The sequence below is a fragment of the Bacteroidales bacterium genome, from assembly GCA_016707785.1.
In the GTDB taxonomy this organism is placed as follows: Bacteria; Bacteroidota; Bacteroidia; order Bacteroidales; family UBA4417; genus UBA4417.
Genome location: JADJGZ010000013.1, coordinates 15266 through 40781, shown reverse-complemented (window position 1 = coordinate 40781; position 25516 = coordinate 15266). Strand labels below are relative to the sequence as shown.

The following is a 25516-nucleotide window of genomic DNA, read 5'->3' as shown; positions in this document are numbered from 1 at the left end:
TTTCGGCGTTAGCCCAGTGTCCTCCATTGATCACGGCCAACCCGCCGAGTGCGAGTGTGTGTATGGGTGATTCTATAACCATGAGTTGTAGTCCGTCAACGGGTACAACCTGGCAATGGTATCTTGATGGAAGTCCCATACCAGGGGCAACCCATAGTACTTTCTATGCTAAGACAGATGGGATTGTTACTGTGATGGTTGGCGGATGTGCTATTCCTTCTAATCCTATTACTGTAGTGATGAAGCCTTTACCAATTATCAATATTTCAACCTCAGTTGGAGATAGTGTTTGTAATGGACAAGTAGTTACTTTTAATATTACTTCAGGGCCCAATGTACAATGGGTTTGGTTACAGCCAGCAGGAATGTTAGGCCAGACAACCAATCCTTATTCTGTTACCTTAAATGTAACGACTACTTTCCAGGTTGTTGGTGTAGATCAGATTACAACTTGTGCGAATACGAGTATGGTCACTATTCCTGTGGTACCCCCAATTTTACCAGGGAATATTTCACCAAATGATACAGTTTGTGTTGGAGGCACTCCGGGGCTCATTACTGGCACTCCTGCATCAGGAAGTAATAATTCATTCACTTACCATTGGGAAATCAGTACAACCGGTGCGGCCTCCGGGTTCTCTACCATTCCAGGTGCTACCGGACTGGATTATCAGCCGGGTCCCATTTCAATCAATACATGGTTTAGAAGAAGAGTATCTGCTCCACCTTGTCCTGATATGTATTCCAATGTAGTTCAGATCACGGTTATACCAACCCCTATCATTACAAGTGTTTTTAATAAAACCATTTGCTCTGGCACAAGCGTAAACTATACTCCTACTTCAAATGTAGCAGGATCAACCTTTACATGGGCTGTTACTTTCACTTCAGGCACAGTATTAGGAATGGTGCCCAGTGGAACCGGCAATATAAATACTGTATTATCAGTACCGGCTGGGAGCACTTCAATTGCCACTATAACCTATACTATTACACCCACCGGACCAGCAACTACATTTTGTCCGGGAATTCCTTCGGATTTAGTTGTAACAATACTTCCTACCTCAATTGTGACCAATACTCCTATGTCGCAGGAAATTTGCGCAGGTACTACAACAACACCTGTTGCATTTACTTCCAATGTTCCTGGCAGTACTTATGCATGGACAGCTGTTGCCACTCCCGGAATCTCAGGTTATACAGCAAATGGAACAGGCAATCTGCCAGCTATGCAGATTTTCAGTACCCTAATGGGAATTGGAACTGTGACCTATACGGTAACTCCAACCGGACCAGCTCCCGGATTCTGTTCCGGGGCTCCTTCAAATTATGTTATTACTGTGAATCCATCACCGACCGTTACCAATAGTCCGATGGATCAAAGTATTTGTTCAGGGGATGCTACAAGTTCAGTTGTTTTCACTTCCAATGTAATAGGCACGAACTTTACATGGGCGGCAACAGCCGTTCCTATTAGTATGACAGGGTATTCGGCCAGTGGAACAAATTCATTACCTGTTCAGACCATCAATAATCCCACCACCTCCCAGGGAGTAGTAACGTATGTTATTCAACCCAGTGGAAATATCAACGGATGTGTTGGGATTCCCAGTAACTATTATGTATATGTCAACCCCATTCCTGTTGCCGTTGCAACCCCTGGTTCACAAACAATGTGTTCAGGCATGACAACCGGGATTGCACTTAGTTCCGGAGTTGCCAATACCACCTTTACATGGACGGCTTCTGCTCCCAGTTCTATTACAGGGTTCTCAGCAGGAACGGGAAATGTGATTTCTCAGACTCTATTTAATACATCGATGGCTCCCCATGATGTGACTTATGTAATTACCCCGACAGCCAATGGATGTACAGGTAACGACATAACGGTAGTGGTAACAGTAGTTCCTGCACCGGTATTAACTGTGAGTCCTTTATCACAATCCACCTGTTCAAATATTCCTATAGTTATAAATCTCACAGCAAGTTTGCCAGGTGTAACTTTTGCCTGGACTGCATCAGCGATGGGAAGTGTTACAGGATACAGCAATGGAACCGGTTCAACTATTTCACAGACGTTGGTTAATAATGACAATATCCCACGGAATGTGATCTATGCTGTTATGATGACGATCAATGGTTGTACTGTTGGTCCGGACAATATCACAGTAACGGTATACCCCACTCCTGCAGTTACCAATTCACCTTTAACAGCTACACGTTGTTCAGGTGCTGCATTTGTGCAATCCCTGACTTCAAATGTTGCCGGTACTACCTTTACCTATACAGCCAATGGCACTCCGGGTATTAGCGGATATGCCAATGGCAGTGGAAATACAATCAACCAAACTTTTATCAATTCAGGAACTGCTCCTGGAACTGTTACTTTTAATATTATACCAACAGCCAATGGATGTCCCGGTACTGCTGTCAATTTTGTTGTAACTGTAAATCCAATTCCGGATGTGAACTTAAGTTTGGCCAGCCAGGCAATCTGCAGTGCAACCAATACCACTCCGGTGGCACTTTCGTCAAGTGTTGCAGGTACCACCTTTACATGGACAGCATCCCCTTCGGCAGGAGGAATCACAGGGTACACCGGCTCCGGTTCAGGAAACATTCCTTTTCAAACCATTAACAGTTCCTTAAGTATCCAGGGAACCGTAACCTACACTGTAATACCAACAAATTCAGGATGTACAGGAGTAAGCAAGAGTCATGTTGTTACTATAAATCCTTTGCCACTTGTGACCAATGCAAGTATGAGTCAATCTATTTGTTCAGGGACCTCCACTTCCAATGTCAATCTTAGTTCCAATGTTGCCGGAACTACTTTTACCTGGTTAGCAACGCCTTCTTCAGGCAGTATAACCGGTTATCAGCCTTCCGGAGCCAATACTATCCCATCACAAACAATAAATAATAGCTCAACTACTTCCGGGACTGTAACTTACCTGGTGACTCCAACCTCTAATTTTGGTCCGGCTTGTACTGGCATTTCTGCAAACTATGTTACCACAATCAATCCAATTCCAGTTGTAACCAGTGCACTAACCGGAGCTGTTTGCAGCGGACAGAATTTCAATTACCTGATTACTTCAAACCTGGTAGGTACTACCTTTAACTGGACCAGGGCAGCTGTCCCGGGAATTTCTAATTCGCCATCTTCAGGGACTTCAGCCAGCATTAATGAAACGCTTATTAATCTGACTGGCTCTGATATTGCAGTAACTTATGTTTTACAACCTTATGGACAAGCGCCTACGCTATGTGCCGGAACACCTGAAAACCTTGTTGTTACGGTAAGGGCATTGCCAACTGTAAATGCAGGATCAGACCTGACCATACCCTACGGAACCAGCACGGTGATTACCGGTACAGCCAGTGGTGGCACAGGATTATTATCCTACACCTGGACACCCAATGCCTATATTGCTTCAGGTGCAAATACTCCAGCTCCTCAGACGATCAATCTTAATGCAGACAGGACTTATACTCTGACGATTACAGATGCAGCTACCTGTGCAAACTCCGACCAGATGACTGTATTTATTACAGGAGGTCCAATAACTGTATCCCCAACTGCCACACCAGCATCCATTTGTGTGGGACAAAGCACAATACTCAATGCAAATGCATCAGGAGGATCAGGCACCTATACCTATTCCTGGACATCTTCACCTGCCGGATTTACTTCATCTTTATCAACAGTAAGTGTTTCACCAATTGTTAATACCGTATATACTGTTGTAGTAGATGATGGATTCAATATTGCAACATCCTCGGTTTCAGTAACAGTAAATCTTTTACCTGTTCAATATCTTCTGACCGGCGGGGGTGAATACTGTATTGGAGGTTCAGGTGTTATTGTTGGGCTTGCCGGTTCTCAATCGGGAGTAAATTACCAACTTTATAACAATGGTACTCCAGTCGGGCTTCCAATAGCAGGCACAGGTGGGGCTATTAGTTTTGGCAACCAGACACTGGCAGGAACTTATACAGCTGACGGAACCAGGACAGCAACAGGATGTAATACACTTATGGCAAGTTCAGTGACTGTAGGTATTAACACATTACCAGTAGCAAATGCCGGTATCGACCAGACCATTCCTTTTGGTATCAGTACCACTTTAAATGGTTCAGTATCCGGAGGTATCGGACCTATGAGTTATGCCTGGACACCTCTTGTTTATTTAGCAGGTGGAGCTAATTCTACAACTCCGGTTACAACAAATTTATATTCAAGTACAACTTTCAATTTCCAGGTTACAGATAGTAAAGGATGTGTTGGAACTGATCAAATGACCGTGCTGCTAAGTGGCAGTGCGATTGCGGTTACTGCAACAGCTGTTCCTGATGAAATCTGTGCCGATACAAGTCAATCCCAATTAAATGCAACTGTAACAGGTGGTTCAGGCACATATTCCTATTCCTGGACAAGCAATCCCCCGGGAATTCCTGTATGGTCATCGATGCTACAGAATCCCATGGTTTCTCCAGATGTAACAACAACATATACTGTAGTGGCCAATGATGGATTCAACACAGCAACCTCCTCAGTAACAGTAGTAGTTCATCCTTTACCACTGGTTTATAATGTAACCGGTGGTGGGTCCTATTGCTTTGCAGGTACTGGTGTTGCTATCGGATTGAGTGGTTCAGAACCAGGCGTCAACTATCAACTTCTGAGAGGTGGATTACCTGATGGACCTCCTGTAACAGGAACCGGAAGCCCGATCAGTTTTGGCGACAGGACAGCTGCATTTGCCTATACCGTTTTAGCAACCAATAATAGCACGGGCTGCATCAATATGATGAGCGGAAGTGCAAGTATCAACATTTTACCTCCGCCTAATGCTTATTTAGTAACAGGAGGAGGCTCATATCCTTCAGGTGGCATAGGTGTTACAGTTGGATTGTCCTATGGAGATCCCGGAGTAAGTTATCAGTTATCCTGCAACAATGTTCCAATTGGAGCACCGGTTACCGGAAGCAGCATCAGCATAGATTTTGGTTTACAGACTCAAGCCGGTACTTATACGGTTGTTGCTACTGACATAGCTTCAGGATGCTCAACCAACATGAATGGCAGTGTTAGCATTACAATCCTTCCTTTACCCAATGCGTATGGCGTAATAGGTGGTGGAGAAATTTGCCAGGGAGAACCCGGATTATTGGTGTCACTGACAGGTTCCGAAGTTGGAATTGAATATCAGCTAATTTATAATGGCTTTCCATATGGCCCGATTGTAATAGGAAACGGACTTCAGATCAGTTGGGGGCCTTACACATTTGCCGGTCTGTTTGAAGTCCGTGCGGTGAACCCCACCAATGGCGGAAGTCAGATGATGAACGGACAAGCTACGATTGTAGTAAATCCATTACCAACCATTTTCACCATGAATCCTTTGGGCTCACAGTGCCCGGGAACTATTATCAGGTTAAATGGATCTGATGCGGGAGTAATGTACTACTTACTCATGAATAATATTGTGCTGGATTCAATCCAGGGAACAGGATTAATTGGTTTCCTTGATTTCGGACCACAAACCATCAATGGCACCTACACCATTCTTGCTGTCAACATGACTACCGGTTGCCAGGCGATGATGAACGGAAGTGTATATATCAACATTGCACCACAAATTTTCAGTGTAATACCAGCAGGCATTCTTTGTCCCGGACAAACTATTGGCCTTACAGGTTCAGAGCTTGGGGTAAGTTACCAGTTAAGATGGAATGGAACTTTCGACCTGGGAGCACCAGTACCTGGTACCGGTGGGCCTATCAACCTTGGCGTTGGAGGATTACCCGGTATTTACTCAGCTATTGCCATTGATGACACAACAAATTGTGTTTCCTTCATGCAGGATAGTGCAACTCTTTATCCTGACCCAATTATTTTCACTATTGTTCCCAATGGTACAGCATGTGAAGGCGACGAAATCAGCCTGAACGGTTCGGAAATGGGAGTAGATTACGTTCTTATACTCGACAACGCTATTCATCTTGACACCATCCATGGAACAGGCTCAGCTATCAACTTCGGGTCTCAGCCTACAGCAGGCACCTATACCATTATAGCCATCAGCCAAACCTCTTATTGTATAACTCAAATGAATGGATCGGCTATCTTCAATGATAGTCCTATACAATATGATATAGTCCCTGCAGGTATTCTCTGCATGGGAACGAGTATTGGATTAGCTGGTTCACAACCTGGCGTTTCATACCAGCTCATACTTGATGGCACCTTACTCGTAGGTTCACCTGTTGCCGGAACCGGATTATCTATTTCCTTTGGCCCTCAAAATGCAATTGGAATATATACCGTAAGGGCTGTGAATGACTTAACAAACTGTTATTCCCTGATGAATGGCAGCTCTACATTGGATCCATTACCAGTTCCATTTACAGTAACTCCTTCCGGAAACCATTGTGCCGGAACGCCTGTTGGATTAAATGGTTCAAACATCAACTATAACTACATCCTGATTTTCAATGGTGTTGTTCACCTGGATACCATTCCAGGAACTGGTGGTTTGATTGACTTCGGTCCACAGTCAGTAGCAGGAACCTATACAATCATTGCCTATCATACCAGTTCATTCTGTGAACAAACTATGAATGGCAGTGTCATTCTGGAACTTGCCCCCACTGCCTTTAATATGATACCAGCAGGAGTTGCATGCATAGGTGCAAACCTTGGCCTTGATGATTCCGAAATAGGTGTCAACTACCAACTTCGTCTCAATGGTACCACCAACATCGGTACTTCGGTTGCAGGAACTGGTGCTGCTATCTCCTTCGGTGCGCAGGCACTGACCGGAAACTATACCGTGATTGCCACTGCTGCCAATGGTTGCACAAATAATATGAACGGATCGGTGGATGTTAGCCCATTACCTGTTCTCTTCACCATGACACCTGCTGCCAATGGCTGCACCAACTCACCTATCGGGCTCAATGGTTCAGAAATCAATGTAAATTATGTACTGATCCTCAATGGAACCTTACATATTGATACCATCCCCGGAACAGGTGGAGTGATTACTTTCGGAAACCAGCCTACTACCGGCACTTATACCGTTATTGCCTACAACACCGCCACCAATTGCCAGGCTACCATGAACGGAAGCGTGACTCTTGTCCCTGCTCCTACTGCCTACAATATGACCCCGGCTGGTGTGGCTTGTATCGGTGCTGTTCTTGGTCTTGACAATTCTGAAGTTGGGGTTGATTACCAACTCCGTCTCAATGGTACCACCAACATCGGTACCCTGGTTGCAGGAACAGGTGCTGCTATTTCTTTTGGTGCACAGGCACTGACTGGAAACTATACAGTAATTGCTATTGCCGCCAATGGTTGCACCAATAATATGAACGGATCGGTGGATGTGAGTCCATTGCCTGTTCTTTTCACCATGACACCTGCTGCCAATGGTTGCACAAACTCACCTATCGGCCTTAATGGTTCAGAGATCAATGTAAATTATGTTCTGGTTCTCAATGGAACCATTCATCTCGATACAATTCCGGGTACAGGCGGTGTGATTTCTTTCGGAAATCAGCCTACTACCGGTAACTATACGATTATCGCCTTCAATACACTTACACTTTGCCAGTCAACCATGAACGGAACTGTGACACTGGTCCCGGCTCCTACGGCTTACAATATGACCCCGGCCGGTGTGGCTTGTATCGGTGCTGTTCTTGGTCTTGACAATTCTGAAGTTGGGGTTGATTACCAACTCCGTCTCAATGGTACCACCAACATCGGTACCCCGGTTGCAGGAACAGGTGCTGCTATTTCCTTCGGTGCACAGGCCCTGACCGGAAACTATACCGTGATTGCTACTGCAGCCAATGGTTGCACAAATAATATGAACGGATCAGTGGTGGTAAGCCCATTGCCTGTTCTTTTCACCATGACCCCTGCTGCCAATGGATGCACAAACTCACCTATCGGACTCAATGGTTCGGAAATCAATGTAAATTATGTACTGGTTCTCAATGGAACCTTACATCTCGATACTATCCCAGGTACAGGCGGTGTGATTTCTTTCGGAAACCAGCCTACTACCGGAAACTATACCATTATTGCTTTCAACACAGCCACCAATTGCCAGGCTACCATGAACGGAAACGTGACACTGGTCCCGGCTCCTACTGCTTACAATATGACCCCGGCCGGTGTGGCTTGTATCGGTGCTGTTCTTGGTCTTGACAATTCTGAAGTTGGGGTTGATTACCAACTCCGTCTCAATGGTACCACCAACATCGGTACCCCGGTTGCAGGAACAGGTGCTGCTATTTCTTTTGGTGCACAGGCACTGACTGGAAACTATACAGTAATTGCTACTTCTGCCAATGGTTGCACAAATAACATGAACGGATCGGTGGATGTGAGTCCATTGCCTGTTCTTTTCACCATGACCCCTGCTGCCAATGGTTGCACCAACTCACCTATCGGACTCAATGGTTCTGAAATCAATGTAAATTATGTACTGGTTCTCAACGGAACCTTATACCTCGATACTATTCCAGGTACAGGTGGTGTGATTTCTTTCGGAAACCAGCCTACTACAGGCACTTATACCGTTATTGCCTACAACACTGCCACCAATTGCCAGGCTACTATGAACGGAAGCGTGACTCTTGTCCCTGCTCCTACTGCCTACAATATGACCCCGGCTGGTGTAGCTTGTATCGGTGCTGTTCTTGGTCTTGACAATTCAGAAGTTGGGGTTGATTACCAACTCCGTCTCAATGGTACCACCAATATCGGTACTTCGGTTGCAGGAACAGGTGCTGCAATTTCTTTTGGAGCACAGGCACTGACTGGAAACTATACAGTAATTGCCACCTCTGCAAATGGTTGCACAAATAATATGACTGGATCGGTGGATGTTAGTCCATTACCGGTTCTCTTCACCATGACACCTGCTGCCAATGGTTGCACCAACTCACCTATCGGACTCAATGGTTCGGAAATCAATGTAAATTATGTACTGATCCTCAATGGAACCTTACATATTGATACCATCCCCGGAACCGGTGGTGTGATTACTTTCGGAAACCAGCCTACTACCGGTAACTACACTATTATTGCCTACAACACCGCCACTAATTGTCAGTCAACAATGAATGGAAACGTGACTCTTGTCCCTGCTCCTACTGCCTACAATATGACCCCGGCAGGTGTGGCTTGTATCGGTGCTGTTCTTGGTCTTGACAATTCTGAAGTTGGGGTTGATTACCAACTCCGTCTCAATGGTACCACCAATATCGGTACCCCGGTTGCAGGAACAGGTGCTGCAATCTCCTTCGGTGCACAGGCACTGACTGGAAACTATACCGTGATTGCTACTGCGGCCAATAGCTGCACAAATAATATGAACGGATCGGTGGATGTTAGTCCATTGCCTGTTCTTTTCACCATGACACCTGCTGCCAATGGTTGCACCAACTCACCTATCGGACTCAATGGTTCAGAAATCAATGTAAATTATGTACTGGTTCTCAACGGAACCTTATACCTCGATACCATCCCAGGTACAGGCGGTGTGATTTCTTTCGGAAACCAGCCTACTACCGGCACCTATACCGTTATTGCTTACAACACCGCCACCAATTGCCAGGCTACCATGAACGGAAGCGTGACATTGGTCCCTGCTCCTACTGCCTACAATATGACCCCGGCCGGTGTGGCTTGTATCGGTGCTGTTCTTGGTCTTGACAATTCTGAAGTTGGCGTTGATTACCAACTCCGTCTCAATGGTACCACCAACATCGGTACACCGGTTGCAGGTACAGGTGCTGCAATCTCCTTCGGTGCACAGGCACTGACTGGAAACTATACAGTAATTGCTATTGCTGCCAATGGTTGCACCAATAACATGAACGGATCGGTGGATGTTAGTCCATTGCCTGTTCTTTTCACCATGACACCTGCTGCCAATGGTTGCACAAACTCACCTATCGGACTCAATGGTTCAGAAATCAATGTAAATTATGTACTGATCCTCAATGGAACCTTACATCTTGATACTATCCCCGGAACCGGTGGAGTGATTACTTTCGGAAACCAGCCTACTACCGGCACTTATACCATTATTGCTTATAACACCACCACCAATTGCCAGGCTACCATGAACGGAAGCGTGACTCTTGTCCCTGCTCCTACTGCCTACAATATGACCCCGGCAGGTGTGGCTTGTATCGGTGCTGTTCTTGGTCTTGACAACTCTGAAGTTGGGGTTGATTACCAACTTCGTCTCAATGGTACCACCAATATCGGTACCCCTGTTGCAGGAACAGGTGCTGCCATTTCCTTCGGCGCACAGACCCTGACCGGAAACTATACCGTGATTGCTACTGCAGCCAATGGTTGCACAAATAATATGAACGGATCGGTGGATGTTAATCCGCTTCCAGTAATCTATACCATTACCCCCACTGGCAATGCCTGTTCAAATACTGCCATAGGCTTAAATGGTTCTGAGATTGGAGTTAATTATGTATTGGTACTGAATGGTGTTCTAAATCTTGACACTATTTCGGGACCAGGTGGTATGTTTAGCTTTGGGGTTCAACCAACTACGGGAACGTACACTATTTATGCATACAATGTCCTGACTAACTGCCAGGCGAATATGAATGGCAGTTTGATCCTTGATCCTGCACCAACCGCTTTCAATATGACACCTGCCGGCATTGCATGTGTTGGAACAACGATTGGATTAGATAACTCAGAAGTTGGTGTAAGTTACCAACTCCGTTTAGATGGTATTACCGATATAGGTGCTCCAGTTGCAGGCACCGGTTCAGCTATCACATTTGGTGTTCAAACTCTTACAGGTAATTATACAATTGTTGCCACCTCTTTGAATGGTTGTACAACAATCATGAATGGACCAATTGATGTTTATTCATTGCCCATTGCTTTTACCATCACTCCTGCAGGATCCAATTGCGTGAATACAGTAATCGGGTTGAATGGTTCAGAGTTTTTAGTTGATTATACCCTTTTACTGAATGGTACTCTGCCGATTGCCACCATTTCCGGAACCGGGAGTGCTATCAGCTTTGGTCCTCAGCCACTGCCAGGTACTTATACGATTGTAGCCATCAATACCTCAACTAATTGCCAATCAACTATGAATGGAACTTCCATCATTAAAGTTGATCCGCTAATCTTTACAATGACACCAACAGGTGTGGCTTGCCTGGGTTCAGCTCTTGGGCTTGATGATTCCGAAACAGGTATTACTTATCAACTTCGACTGAATGGTTCAGTGAATGTTGGAAGTCCTGTAACAGGGACAGGTTCCTCTATCAGTTTTGGAATTCCAATATTACCTGGTACCTACACAGTTGTGGCCACCTCCTCCAATGGATGCTCCACATTTATGAATGGAACAGTTGTGTTGAGTCCATTACCTATAGCATTTACCATAACTCCAACAGGAGCCAATTGTGCAGGTTCATCAATTGGTTTGAATGGTTCAGAACTCAATGTAAATTATGTGCTGGTTCTTAACAATACCCTTTATATTGATACCATTCCAGGTACCGGAGGGACACTCAATTTCGGACCACAGCTAACAACCGGAACTTATACCATACTGGCTTATTCAGTGATTACCAATTGCCAGTTAGTCATGAATGGAACTACAACCCTGGGTGATGCACCCATAGTATTTAATATTACACCAGCTGGTGTTTCCTGTGTTGGAGCCAGTATTGGTGTTGATAATACTGAGATCGGTGTAAACTACCAATTACGTCGTGATGGAATTTTCAATGTAGGAAGTCCGATAGTCGGAACAGGCGCAGCCATTGATTTTGGAGTGCAGACTTTACCGGGTATTTACACTGTTGAAGCTGACAATGGCAATGGCTGTATTGCAGTTATGAATGGAAACGTTGACTTACAGCCACTTCCAATAGCATTTACATTAACGCCAGGCGGAAATCAATGTCCGGGCACCATACTTCTTTTGAATGGTTCTGAAACAGGAGTTGATTATATCCTGATGCGAGATGGCTTATTCCCAATGGATACTGTTTCGGGAACAGGTTCAATGATCTCATTCGGGGCACCGTTAATTGCTGGTAACTATACAGTTATCGCAGTTTCCGTTCCAGCCGGATGTATATCCAATATGAATGGCACCACTCTAATAATGACTGCACCTATCGCTTACAACCTGACACCTGCCGGTATCAATTGTGTTGGAAGTTCAATCGGTGTTGATGATTCAGAAGCTGGCGTTAACTATCAACTTATCAGGAATGGTATTGTGAATGTTGGAGCAGCAGTACCGGGAACCGGTTCAGCCATTAGCTTTGGTGTTGTTACCATCCCGGGTAACTATACAGTTATTGCAACCAGTACCCTCAATGGCTGTCCAACTACCATGAATGGGGTTGCTGACATCCAGCCTTCTCCGCTCAGTTTCACCATATTCCCACAAGGGACACAATGTGCCGGTGCAGATATCACCTTAAACGGATCTGAATTGGGCGTGAATTATGTTCTTGTTATTGATGGTATTTTAAATGTTGATACACTTGCCGGTACAGGCAATGTATTAAACTTTGGCCCTCAATTTACCAATGGCATTTATACAATACTGGCTGTTGGCGGCGCTAACAGTTGCCAGATTACAATGTTGGATAGTTGTGTAGTGGTACCCAGTCCAACCTTATTCAATGTAACACCGGCAGGAGTACTTTGTGCTTCAGCTATCGTAGGACTTGATGGTTCAGAAAACGGTATTGACTATACCTTATACAAGGATGGCAGCAGTACTGGCATCATACTATCAGGCACCGGATCAGCCATCAGTTTTGGATTACAATCCCCAGGTTTATTTACAGTCCTGGGAACTGACCAGGTAACAGGATGTAGCATACTGATGTCAGGAAGTGCTGATATTGAGTATCTACCAACTGTAAATGCCGGGATGGATCAATCCATTTGTTCTGATCTTCCGGTTGCACTTATCGGAACTTCTTCCAACACAGGCACAACTATATGGATTAGCTCTGGTGACGGCACTTTCAGTGATCCAAACTTACTGAGTTCATCTTATACTTTAGGCGCAGGTGATGTTGCATCCGGCTCTGTTGTTTTGGTACTTCAGGCTTCAGGAAGTGGAGCATGCAGCGCATCTTTTACTTCTGATACTGTGCTTATCACAATTACCTCTGCCCCCACTGTAAACGCAGGATCTGATATTGATGTTTGTCAGCCCATCGACTTTACCATTACCACTGCCACAGCGTCAAACTATGCTACTTTGCTTTGGACTACATCCGGTACCGGTAATTTCTCCGCTTCAAATAGCCTGTCAACCATTTATATCCCTTCAGCAGCTGATCTTACAGCAGGAACTGTTAACCTAACCCTTACTGTTTCAGGTATTTCACCTTGTATGAATGTGATCAGCGATGTGGTTGCCATGAACTTCCATGCTTATATGACCGCCAGTGCAGGAATAAATGACACCATTTGTGCCGGCAGCAATTATACTGTATCCACTGCGACTGCAACTAATTATTCATCTGTCAGCTGGGCAACAACAGGTTCAGGTTCATTTACCGGTGGAAACACTTTAAATCCCACCTATTATCCTAGCTCATTTGATATTACAGCCGGATTTGTGAACCTGGTGATGACGGCTCAACCAATTGCACCTTGTTCAGTAGTTATCTCAGATACGCTAATCCTTACCATTACCAGTGCCCCGGCAATATTTGCAGGTGCTGACGTCAACATATGTGAAGGATCCGTTGTTTCTTTACTGGATGCCTCTGCTTCAGCCTATAGCAGTTTATTCTGGACCAGTTCAGGAACCGGTTCATTCTCAAATACCGGAATTCTGAATCCAACCTATACTCCTTCAGCCGGAGATATCCTATCGGGAGTTGTAACCCTTACTTTGACTATCAATGGTAATACACCTTGTTATCCTTTAAGTGATGATAAACTGGTTACCATTACACGTGCACCTGCAATTTCGGCCGGACCTGATACTCTGATTTGCGAAGGAATGTCCTATTCCACAGCGAGTGCATCTGCCTCATATTTCTCAAACCTTATTTGGAGCACTTCAGGCACAGGTAGTTTTACCAATGGTAACCTGGTGCTTGCAACCTACACTCCAAGTGTTGCTGATATTGCGGCCGGAAGTGTTGTTCTCACTATGACTGTTGATGCCAATGCACCATGCACAGGCAGTGTTTCCGACTCATTTGTACTTACCATCAATGGTGCAGCAACAGCTTATGCAGGGCCTGATGCAAGTATTTGTAACAATATTCCTTTTGCACTTGGTTCAGCTACTGCCAGCAATTTTGCATCAGTATTATGGACAAGCAGTGGGACTGGAAGTTTCACCAATCCTGCAGTTGTTAATCCGGTGTACATTCCTTCAACGGCTGATATGCTGGCAGGATCAGTAATCCTGACCCTTACTTCCAATGCATTACCGTCTTGCATCAGTGTTTCTGATGCCATGACACTGAGTATTACCCAGTTGCCTGCAGTGAATGCAGGTGTTGATACACATATCTGCTCAAGTCCTTACACATTGACCGGAACCAGTTCAGCCAATGTTTCCTCTATACTTTGGACTGTTGCAACAGGGAGCGGTGTATTATCCAATGCCAACACCCTCACCCCTACTTATATTCCTTCAGCGCTGGATATCACCAATGGATTTGCCATCCTCACATTAACAGGCAATCCTTTGAGTCCTTGCCCGGCTGCAGCAGTGGATAGTGTAACCCTGACCATAGAGCAAACACCTGTTGTATCAGCTGGTGCTGACGACAACAACTGTATGAGTGCCACTTATACAGTAACAGATGCAACTTCATTGTATCATACCAGCCTTGTCTGGACAACAACAGGGACAGGAATCCTCATCAATGCTTCAACATTGACTCCAAGTTATACTCCTAGTGCGGCTGATCTGACTGCCGGCTCGGTAATATTAACACTTACCTCATCGAACGTAGGATGTGGAAGTGTTTCTGACAGCAAAACCATCACATTCATTTCTATGCCGGTAGTTGATGCCGGTCCGGATCTCATAATTTGTGAAGACATCAATATCACTATCGGCGGCGCTTCGGCTATAACTTATTCTTCCATTAACTGGTCTACTTCCGGAACAGGTACTTTTGCCAATGGCAATACTGTTTCTCCTACTTACACACCGAGCGTTGCCGATATTACTTCAGGGTTGGTTACCCTTACCCTTTCAGCCAATCCAATTGCCCCATGCAGCGGACTGGTTTCTGACCAGACCCTTCTGACCATTAGCAGGATACCCGTTGTATCCGCCGGTCCGGATGATCTCGTTTGTTCTACTGATGCCTATGAAATTACGGATGCTACCTCCATTGACCAGGATTCACTTCTCTGGACCAGTAGTGGAAGCGGTGTTTTCAGTAATCCAACTGCACTTCTTACAACCTATACACCTAGTGCAGCTGATATCGCAAATGGTTCCGTGTCGTTAACACTGACGGCTTACAATTCACCTTGTTCGAGTGTTTCCGACAGCAAACTCATTACTATCATTCCTGCTCCAACAGTTGATGCCGGCCCGGGTGCTACAATTTGCAATACCTGTACTTACACAGTGCTTGGTTCTTCAGCCCCTAATGCCAATTCAGTGATGTGGAGTACCTCCGGCAACGGCAGTTTCAATGATCCTACCTTACTGGCACCGATATATTATCCAAGCGCCTTTGATTATTCCTTAGGACATGTTGTACTCCAACTCACTGCATTTGGAAACACTCCTTGTGCATCAGTTGTTGATACTATGACATTAACCTTCGCTGCTGCACCAGGGCTTGATTTTACCTGGGGTCCAACCTGTGAAAGCCAGCCTGTTAACTTTGCAGTTGATCCTATTGCTACCAATATTGGAGCAATGGCAAGCTGGATGTGGAACTTTGGTGATGGATCTACATCCATCCAGATGAATCCCACCCATTTGTATGCAGCCATCGGGCATTATACAGTGACCCTTACTGCTATAGATACTCTTGGTAATTCAATTACCAATATTCACCAGGTGTATGTTTCACAGACCCCAACCGCTTTCTTTGCCTATAATTCACCAGTCTGTTCCAACGAACCCGTTCATTTTACTGACCTTTCGCATACCTTGTATGGAAATGTTGCACAATGGGTTTGGAGTTATGGTGATGGCTCAGACAATGACACTATCTATTTCCCTGAAAATCCGAATACCTTACACCAATATGATACTTCCGGGCAATTCAATGTAACCCTGGTGATCACCAATTCCTTTGGTTGTATTGCTTCAGTTACCCAAACAGTGGATATCATTCCTGCACCAGTAGCCAACTTCAGCTATGTCAATACCTGCAATGGCCTGAATACTCAGTTCGAGGATCAGTCCTATGCCAATGGTGCGGGTAATGTAGTTTCATGGTGGTGGGATTTTGGTGACCCGGCAACTGGCATCGATAATTACTCAAACCAGGAAAATCCTGAACATAAATTCAGTGGTCCGGGAACCTACCAGGTTACTCATGTTGCCAGGAATTTCAATAACTGTACTGATACAATCGTAAAGGATGTTATTATACTTCCAGGATTGGCTGTTGATTTCATTCATCATCACACCTGTGTAAATGACCTGTCATATTTTGCACCAGATACAACTGTTGTGAATGTTGCAAATATCAATTCATGGGTTTGGGATTTCGGAGATGGTGGCTTCAGCTACCTGCAATCTCCCGTTCATACTTATTTCAATGCTGGCAGCTACCAGGTAACATTGACTGTAACTGATCTTTCAGGTTGCGTATCCAGCAAAACCAAAACGGTTGTAGTGAATCCTGCGCCTGTTGCTATGTTCAACATCTCACAACAGCGTTGTAAGGGTATTCCGGTTGAATTTGATGATGTTTCCACAACATATGCCGGTTTCATTTCTAACTGGACATGGGATTTCGGTGATGGCAACCAGGAAAGCATCAATTTCCCGGCTAATCCAGATACTGAGCATATTTATGCAATCTCAGGAACCTATACGATCACCCTCACCATTACCGGAAGCGACAGTTGCGAAACTGTAACAACCCAGACAATTGTTATAGAACCAGCCCCAACGGCCAACTTTGAATTTGAAAACACTTGTATAAACAGTGCTGTTCAGTTCACCGACCTTTCTCAAACCGGCGGAACCGGTGCTATTTCAAACTGGCATTGGGACTTTGGAGATCCAATTTCCAACTGGAACAACTTCTCACCCCTACAGAACCCTGTTCACACCTATGCAACAGCAGGAACTTACCAGGTGAGCCTGACAGTTACCACTTCCAATGGATGTGAAAGCACAAGTGTACAGACTGTTATCATCAACGCACTTCCGGCTGTTGACTTCTACACGGATGCCCATTGTGCCAATTCACCGGTTCAGTTCCATCCAGCTCCAATTGTGAATACAGCGAATGTAGCCAGTTGGTTCTGGCAATTTGGTGACGGATTAACCTCTACTTTACAGGCTCCGGCACATATTTACAATATCGCAGGAAATTACCAGGTAACCCTTACCATTACTGACCTTGCCGGGTGCCAGAATTCAGTCACACGCACAGTGAATGTTTATCCACAGCCCACTGTAGTGTTTGGTTTCACACAGCCAACCTGCCAGCAGAGCAACATTCAGTTTACTACGAATTCATCGGCTTCTGTTGGATACCTTGTACGCTGGGAATGGAATTTTGGAGATGGCAACACACAAACCATCCTATTCCCTAACAATCCTGATGTAAGTCACACCTATGCCAATTACGGCGCCTATAATGTGACCCTGACGGTTTACACCAACGACAGTTGTTCAAATTCACAAGTACTTCCGATCAATATCCTCCAGAGCCCTGTTTCGAACTTCAGTGTTCAGGGAACCTGTGCAGGAATGGCCGTTGAATTTGAAGATATGTCACAAGGTGCTGTTTCCAGCTGGAACTGGAATTTCGGAGATCCACTTTCAGGATCATCCAATACCTCCAGCTTCCAGGATCCAACACATACGTACAGCCAGGCAGGTAACTACCAGGTCAGCTTGCAGGTGAGCGCTATAAATGGATGTACAAATACAATGGTTAAAACAGTGAGTATAAATCCTGCCCCTTATGTTGATTTTAGTTACAACAATGGCTGTGCAACTGATACCATCATGTTCAACAGTACAAGTCATATCAGTTTAGCCACTATTACCACCTGGTTATGGCAATTCGGAGATAACAGCACTTCAACAGATGCTGATCCGGGCCATATCTATTCTGCTCCGGGAACTTACAATGTATCGCTCACTATCACCAATACCAATGGATGTGTTAGTACAATGTATCACCAGGTACAAGTAAGCACAGCTCCTGTGGCTCTTTTCTTAACAAGTTCCCCCACATGTGCAGGTTCAGAAGTGTCATTCAACGATGTTTCAACAGCATACAACGGAACCATTAATTCATGGAACTGGAATTTCGGCGATGGTATCCAGGTTACCGTAAATGACCCGACCAATTCTGATGTTACACATACCTACGCAGTTAGTGGTATTTATACTGTAAGCCTTACCATTCATACAACAACCGGCTGTGAGAACACTTATGCGGCCAACCTTGTAATAAAGGCTTCTCCACTTGCATCATTCGAAGTTGATGGCTCCTGTTCCGAACAAGTCACCAGCTTTACTGATCTCTCACAGGCATCCAGTGGATCTACCATTGGTGGCTGGTCATGGGATTTCGGTGATCCTAATTCAGGAATCAATAACACCTCCGCAGTTCCCAGCCCGTTCCACATCTATGAAACAGCCGGCAATTATGTTGTCAGCCTGATCGTAGTCAATAGTGACGGCTGCGCTGACACTGCAATACAAACCATAACCATCACACCTCCGCCTGCTGTTGAATATCTATATTCACAGCCCAGTTGCGATGGAACTGCCATCACTTTCAATACAGATCCTTCAGTTGTGATACCAGCTACTGTTTCTGCCTATGACTGGGATTTCGGCGATGGCACAGCTCATTCTACCTTTGCTTCCCCAAGCCATTTGTTTGCTGCAGCAGGTGATTATACAGTTACGCTAACCATCACCAATACCACTGGATGCGAAAATTCAGTTTCTCATACAGTGACTATTCACTCCTTGCCGGTGGCTCAGTTTACCTCTGATGTAGCTTGCAGCGGCAATAATACCAGCTTTACGGATATGAGTTTTAGTCCTGACGGGTCAGACCTCATTTCCTGGCATTGGGATTTTGGTGTTGCAACAATGACAAGCGACACTTCCGATTTGCAGAACCCGGTATTCACTTACAGTTCTGCCGGAACCTATAATGTAAGTCTTACAGTAACCTCATTCCATGGCTGCAGTTCCACCACCAATATCCAGGTAATGGTAATTCCTGCTCCACAGGCTGAATTCAAATTTACTGCTGAACCTTGTCATAATGGTTCTGTCATCTTCCAGGATCTGTCAACCAGTCCACAATCCACAGTAACCAGCTGGTACTGGGAATTCAGGCCGGGAAGTTATTCTACCCTCCGTGATCCGGTGTATGTTTATGGATATACTGACACTACTTACAATGTTAAACTGATTGTAACCAATGCATCGGGTTGTACTGACACCATAATCAAGGCTGTCTATATCCCTGAAGGCATGGAAATCGCTATCAATAACACTGAGACCTGTCATGGAGAAACCACCTGGTTTACCAGTAATGTGGTTACTCCTGCCGGTGATTCCCTGATTTCCTTCAAATGGAATTTTGGTGATCCTGAATCAGGGTTTAGCAATCTCTCCTTTGAGCGCAATCCATCGCATAAATATGCCAAGGCTGGTCCATATTTGGTAACCCTTGAGGCTACTGATATCCATAATTGCAGCAGCACTGTTTACCAGATGATTGATATAGCACCACTTCCAAAGGCTAAATATTCAGTTAGCGGTGGTCAATGCGACAGCCTTGTGAACTTTACCGATCTCACCAGTAATGCTACAATCAATGAGTGGATTTGGGAATATGGTGATGGAACTGCCGACACGATTACTTTGCCAGGCAATCCAAATGTCAGCCATAATTATCCTTTCCCCGGGGCATACTTTGTAACCCTGACAACCACCAGTATTTCAGGTTGTATCAGCACCATAACCGATACCATTCGTCGTACTCCTTGTATCCAAAGCACATTTGATGCGGTAGACACCCTCTTATGCCAAAAGAAGACCATGCATTTTGTGGATCATAGTACCTGCCAGGCACCAATTGCATCCTGGACATGGGATTTTGGTGACAATACAGTGAAGACTTTCACACAGCCACAGGCTATGGTTACTCATGCATACACCGAAGCAGGCAACTTTAAGGTAAAGCTGACTGTTGCCACTAATATGGTTGGAGGTGCAGTAACCTCGACCTCAGAGCAGGATGTGAATGTTAATCCAGCACCAAAGACAGACTTCACCTGGAAAGATGTATGTATAGGATTTGAGACACCATTCACAAATATGACTTCCGGAAATGGAAGCCTGGTAAAAGATTATCAGTGGAAATTCGGAGATCCTATGAATACTGCAGCTTCATCCACATTGAAGAACCCAAAATATGAATATGGAACTTCCGGAGAATACCAGGTAAACCTTGTGAGCTCCAATGTGATAGGTTGTTATGATACCATTATGAAGTCGGTTTCCATTTTTGCTCCTCCACAGGCCAATTTTACCTGGGCTAACAGCTGCGAAGGAAAACCAGTATACTTCAATGATATCAGTGATACTTCCTCAGCACAAATTGCAACCTGGAACTGGTATTTCAGTGATGACCAGGCTACATTAGGTGCTTCCACTCAAAAAAATCCATCCTATGATTTCAGTCATGCCGGTATTTATAATGCAAAGATGATTGTATCCGACATGCATGGATGTGCCGACACTCTGGTACAGCAGGTTGCTGTGAATTCGAGTCCTGTAGCTGTGTTCAGCATTACTGAAAACCATGAGAATGTCCAGGGTCAGATTAAGTTGAACAATGGAACCATCAATGGAACCGGATTCCTGTGGGATTTTGGCAATGGAAATACTTCCTATGCTGAAGAGCCTGTTGTTCAGTTCGATCGTGATGGTGAATACTCCATCAAGCTGATCTCCTGGAACGGCCAGGATTGCGGTGATACCACTACCATGAACTATTCCTTTGTATTTAAAGGGCTGTATGTACCTAATGCATTTGCCCCTGATAATACACAGGAAGGAGTTACCCTCTTCAAACCATCCGGAATTAATCTCAGCAAGTATTATATCGAAGTTCTTGATCGTTGGGGAAATCTCCTCTGGTCGTCGGATAAGCTTGATGTGAAAGGCTCACCTACAGAAGGATGGGATGGAACCATTAACAATATTTTAGCCCCTACTGGAGTTTATCTCTGGAGAGCCAAAGCGATTTTCCGCGATGGCACTTATTGGGATGGGCATAATGTAGGAAACAATGATAACATGCCACAGACATTCACGGGAACAGTAACTTTAATTAGGTAGGAGTACAATTGAATTATTTTTATTGTACTTTTATTGACTAAATCCTGACGTGTTTTCTTTATCGGTTATCATTCAGCGAACAGTTTTTAGCGTAAGGCAACAAAAAACCTGCAAGAAATGAATTCTTTTACCAGCAAGAAAAACAGCATTCTGTTTGCTGTACTGCTCTTCACAACTCTATCAGGGATTGGAACCCTCCAGGCTCAGGATCCCATTTTCTCCCAATTCTATAACAACCCAATCTACTATAATCCAGGGTATATAGGGCTTAATCCGGGTTTCAGGGCCAGGTTCAATTACAGGGACCAGTGGACTGGTATACCAGAAGATTTCAAGACCTATAATTTCTCGTTGGATGTTGCTGAAAGGGCACTGCCGGGTTCCGGTGGATTGGGATTACTGGTTTTATCCGATAAAGCAGGTACAGGCCTTATCAAGGCAAGTAATGTAGGAATTGGAACAGCTGCAAGGGTTCCACTTCAGGAAAACATGGTAGCCCAGGTAGGTTTTATGGTTTCTTTTGTACAGAAATCCATCAACTGGGATGCATTGGTTTTCCCTGATCAGCTTCACCCGAGGTATGGAAATATCTATCCTACTGCCTTTGATATTCCTGATAAGAATCGTGTAACCTATCCCGACTTTTCAGTGGGAGGTGTTTACCGCTTTGCTGAAACAGGTACAAGTATTGCCGGTATCCAGGGTACTGTAGGTGTTGCCGTGAACCACGTATTTCAGCCCAACGAATCATTCCTAAACCTTGATGCCCGTCTTCCAAGGAAATTGGTGATCAATGGCGACTTAGTTCTTGAAGTAGATCGCGGAAGATCTTCATCCTACAGAAATTACAGGAACTCGGGGTCTTTTAAGTTCAATCCCGGATTCATCTATGAAAAACAGGCTGATTTCTCTACCTACTCAATGGGTTTGAATATCCTTAAATCCTCAGTTTACCTGGGTGCCTGGTTCCGTAGTCAAACTTTCGATTTCGGCAATGTTAATGATGCTGTTTTTGCTATTGGTATCAATGCCCCTTTCAATCGTGAAACCCGGATGAAGATCATGTACAGTTATGATTATATCATTACTGAGCTTCGGACAGCTGCACGTTCTTCACATGAGATCAGTATCGTATGGGAATTTGACCAGTTCAGCATGTTTGGAGGTAGCTCCAATGGCGGCTTCAACCCGGGATACCGTGGTGGAAGAGTCAGGGAAATGGAGTGCTGCCCGTTCTAGATAGTGCTGAGTGCTGAGTGCCGTGCTGAGTGCTGAGTGCTGGGTGCTGGGTGCCGGGTGCCCCGAAGGGGAGTAGTTGGCTCTGAGTGCTGGATCTTTAATTTTCAAGACCATTATCTCAATAGGTAAGTAAGGATCTACTTATTAATTCAATATTTATTATTGAGTGTTATATATTCTGCTCCATGTGAGGAGGAACACTCAATATTGAACACTAAATACTCAATTTAAAAGTGTTATTTCTGTTGCAGTTTTGAGTATGGGTTGAGAGTTTGAGTGTAATATGATGAGAATGTTTCCCTGTGAACCCACCCCCGACCCCTCAACACTTTATTCTGGTTCGGCAAATGGAACGCGGACAAAACGGATCATTACGCTGATTTACACTGCACTACTTGTGGCTATTTTCACTTCAAAAATCAAAACTCGTTAATCGACAATCCAAATTCATGGGCAATCTTGATTAACGATTGAAGATTAACGAATTCAGAATTAAGAACAATCTGCAATCCGACATTCGACATCCGACAATCACACCTAAACAATTCTGCAACTCTTACAGCAAATCATTCGCCAGGTTCGCCAGTTCAGAGCGCTCCCCTTTTTCCAGTCTTACGTGGGCGTAGAGAGGATGGTGCTTGATCTTATCAATGAGATAGGATAAACCATTACTCTGTGCATCGAGGTATGGAGTATCGATTTGGTAGATGTCACCTGTAAATACAATTTTGGTATTTTCCCCGGCACGTGTTATGATTGTTTTCACCTCATGAGGGGTCAGATTCTGGGCTTCATCCACGATAAAAAATACATTGGAAATGCTTCTGCCCCGGATATAAGCCAATGGAGTTACAACGAGTTTCTCATTTTGCAAGGAATCAGTTACCACTTTGGCTTCTTTATCCTTCTCCCCATACTGACTTTGAATGAATTTCAGGTTATCATAGAGTGGTTCCATATAGGGGCCAATCTTTTCCTTGATATCTCCCGGAAGGAAACCTATCTCCTTATTACTTAAAGGAACGATGGGACGGGCAAGATAGATCTGTTTGAAATCTCTGCGTTGCTCCATCGCACCTGCCAAAGCCAGCAATGTTTTTCCTGTTCCGGCCACCCCTTGTAGGGTCACCAGTTTAATTGCAGGATTCATAATGGCATGCAGTGCAAAAACCTGCTCAGCATTCCTGGGCATGATCCGGTATGCGGGCTTTTTATCTATTCTTTCGATACGGTTGGTAACCTGGTTATAGAATCCCAAAGCTGAATTCTTGGTATTCTTTAGGATATAGTAATGATTTGCTATCGGTTGTGTGATTCCTATTTCCGAAGGTTCACACCAGCCATTCTGATAAATGGAATCAATCACTTTTGAAGGCAACCCTTCAATTGTTGTTTTGCCAGTATAAAGACCTTCAACATCTTTAATCTTACCTGTCAGGAAGTCCTCAGCCGATAAATTCAGAGCCTTTGCCTTTAACCGAAGGTTCACATCTTTTGAAACAAGGATAACTTTACAGTCCTTATGTTCTACTGAGAGTGAAAGTGCCGCATTCAGGATCCTGTGATCAGGCTTGTTATCCCCAAATACTACCCGGGCATCCAATTCGCTGGATTCATTCATAATCACCCTGAACTTGCCACCTTTTGATTTGGGCAGGGCTATCCAGCGGCTTAATGTTCTCTTATCCGATAATTTATCGATGATCCGGATGAATTCACGGGCCTCAAAATTGATGTTGTCATTTCCTTTTTTGAAATTGTCCAGTTCCTCGAGAACAGTTATAGGGATAGCAACATCGTTATCATCGAAACTATTGATAGCATTATGGTTATATAATATAACACTGGTATCGAGAACAAAGATCTTTTTTTGTTTGGCCTTTGAAACAGTTTTTACGGGCATATGAGCACAGTTTAGTGGATAATACTGATAAGGCAATCGATACGTACAAAATAAAATATTGTTTACCCCGATTCACCTGAAGGGGTGTTAATAATATCAAAAAGTTATGAACATGAAGAGACGGAATGGGTATCAGTTTTGACTCCCGGGGTAATAAGCAGAAATTTTTATTTTGATGAAGATCTGTCAGATTTTAATCACAACCCTGCACTCCTTTTTTGAGTTTTTGAAGGTCGAAACCATCATTTTTTAATTTTTCCAACAGCATTTCATACACTTCAGGGTTCATTTGCGGGGTTCTGCTTAAAATCCATAAATATTTCCTTGAGGGGCCGGAAACAATTGCCCATGAATAATCATCTGCCAGTCCGATGATCCAGTATGGGGCTTTGAATGGCCAGAAAAACTGGACCTTTAGTTTTGCATTATTCGTTCCTTCTACAACGAAAGCCTTACCACTGATTGAACCCGGTTTCCCATTGATGCTGCCTTTTTTGCAGGAATTAAACACCCTGACATATCCTTTGTCAGTAAGGGTATAATCTGCCTGAATGCAATAACAATCCTTTTGAAATGAGACAGGGTATGAGGCTATTTCATACCATTTACCGGCATAACGTTCGAGGTCGACTGAGGAAACTACGGTTGGAGTATTTTTATTCATGGAACAGGATTGAAGAAAAAGTAAAATCGATAATGACAGGAAGATTCGGGACATAATTATAGGAGTATTGAATGGATCATAAATATAAGAAATTATTGATTCAAT

General features: G+C 44.4%; 4 protein-coding genes. 2 read left to right on the top strand and 2 right to left on the bottom strand.

Features of this window, described 5'->3' with window-relative positions:
* Positions 1–62 precede the first annotated feature (62 nt).
* On the top strand, positions 63–21605 hold the full coding sequence (locus IPH84_08795; GenBank protein MBK7173318.1) for a PKD domain-containing protein: 21543 nt from the start codon (positions 63–65) through the stop codon (positions 21603–21605).
* Positions 21606–21722: 117 nt separating this feature from the next.
* The gene (locus tag IPH84_08790; GenBank protein MBK7173317.1) at positions 21723–22844 is read left to right on the top strand and encodes a PorP/SprF family type IX secretion system membrane protein; all 1122 of its coding nucleotides are present in this window, start codon (positions 21723–21725) and stop codon (positions 22842–22844) included.
* 556 nt (positions 22845–23400) lie between these two features.
* Here the strand turns inward: IPH84_08790 and IPH84_08785 are convergent.
* Entirely contained in the window at positions 23401–24747 is a 1347-nt protein-coding gene (locus IPH84_08785) for a PhoH family protein (protein ID MBK7173316.1), read from the bottom strand.
* A 193-nt stretch (positions 24748–24940) separates the two neighbouring features.
* A complete protein-coding gene (locus IPH84_08780) occupies positions 24941–25411 on the bottom strand; it encodes a lipocalin family protein (GenBank protein MBK7173315.1) in 471 nt (156 codons plus the stop codon).
* Positions 25412–25516 lie beyond the last annotated feature (105 nt).

What these genes read in the sequence shown, in the direction of transcription:
- IPH84_08785 (MBK7173316.1), bottom strand. Translation starts at nt 24,747, where the DNA reads ATGCCCGTAAAAACTGTTTCAAAGGCCAAACAAAAAAAGATCTTTGTT.
- IPH84_08780 (MBK7173315.1), bottom strand. Translation starts at nt 25,411, where the DNA reads ATGAATAAAAATACTCCAACCGTAGTTTCCTCAGTCGACCTCGAACGT.
- IPH84_08795 (MBK7173318.1), top strand. Translation starts at nt 63, where the DNA reads ATGGGTGATTCTATAACCATGAGTTGTAGTCCGTCAACGGGTACAACC.
- IPH84_08790 (MBK7173317.1), top strand. Translation starts at nt 21,723, where the DNA reads ATGAATTCTTTTACCAGCAAGAAAAACAGCATTCTGTTTGCTGTACTG.